Below are 968 nucleotides of genomic sequence, written 5' to 3'. Positions count from 1 at the left end.
TACAAATGGAGAATGATCTGTTAAAAAAAGTCAGAGAACTGGAAAGGAGGGGTCGCTATCTTTAATCCATCGGTTAGCCGAATATGAAGCCATCCAAAAACTATCGTCTACTAAGCATTATCCCATAGATAGACTTTGTAAATATCTTAATGTTACACGTTCTGCGTATTACCGCTGGGGAAAATATCCGAAAAGTAATAATGAACTTCGAAACGAAAGACTATCCACTGAAATCCAAAGGATTCATCACCAGCATCCAGATATGGGATACCGAAGGATTCGTGATGAATTAGATGGACATAAAGGAATTCATGTGAATGATAAACGAGTACTTCGTATTTGTAGGAAATACGATATAAAATCAAATATTAAATGGAAACCTAAGAGTTGTACCAGAGGAGACAGAAATCCTGATCACATAGCAAAAAACTATTTACACCGTGAATTTCACGCCGAAAAACCGAATGAAAAGTGGCTTACAGATGTTTCTGAATTTAAATACTACAACGGAATAGAAGTTCATAAAGTTTATCTGAGTGCTATTTTAGATTTATATGATAGAAGGATTGTTTCCTTTAAAATCAGCGATCATAATGATAATCCATTAGTTATGGACACGTTTGATGAGGCTGTTCGTCAGGAGCCAGATGCACACCCATTAGTTCATTCTGATCGAGGCTTTCAATATACAAGCGCACAGTTTTATACTAGATTAAAAAAACATCATATGAAGCAGAGTATGTCTAGAGTTGCCCACTGTATTGACAATGGACCAATGGAAGGGTTTTGGGGAATTCTAAAACGAGAAATGTATTATAAACAGCGTTTTAATGACAGAAGCTCTTTGATTACTGCGATAGCTAATTACATAGATTACTACAACAACCAACGACTTCAAAGGAAACTGCATGTAATGACACCAATGAAATATCATGAGCAATATACAAAAGCAGCATAAAATATCGCCA

The 968-nt window shown here is 35.6% G+C and carries 1 protein-coding gene; it reads left to right on the top strand.

The window, feature by feature from the left end:
• Nucleotides 1-64: 64 nt before the first annotated feature.
• On the top strand, nt 65-958 hold the full coding sequence (locus NCY30_RS14940; protein WP_226851847.1) for an IS3 family transposase: 894 nt from the start codon (nt 65-67) through the stop codon (nt 956-958).
• Nucleotides 959-968 lie beyond the last annotated feature (10 nt).

Source organism: Dorea sp. MB18-49 (assembly GCF_023669465.1).
Taxonomy (GTDB): domain Bacteria; phylum Bacillota; class Clostridia; order Lachnospirales; family Lachnospiraceae; genus Dorea_A; species Dorea_A longicatena.
Note: the sequence above shows the minus strand (reverse complement) of the source record. Positions and strands in the feature narration are given on the sequence as shown.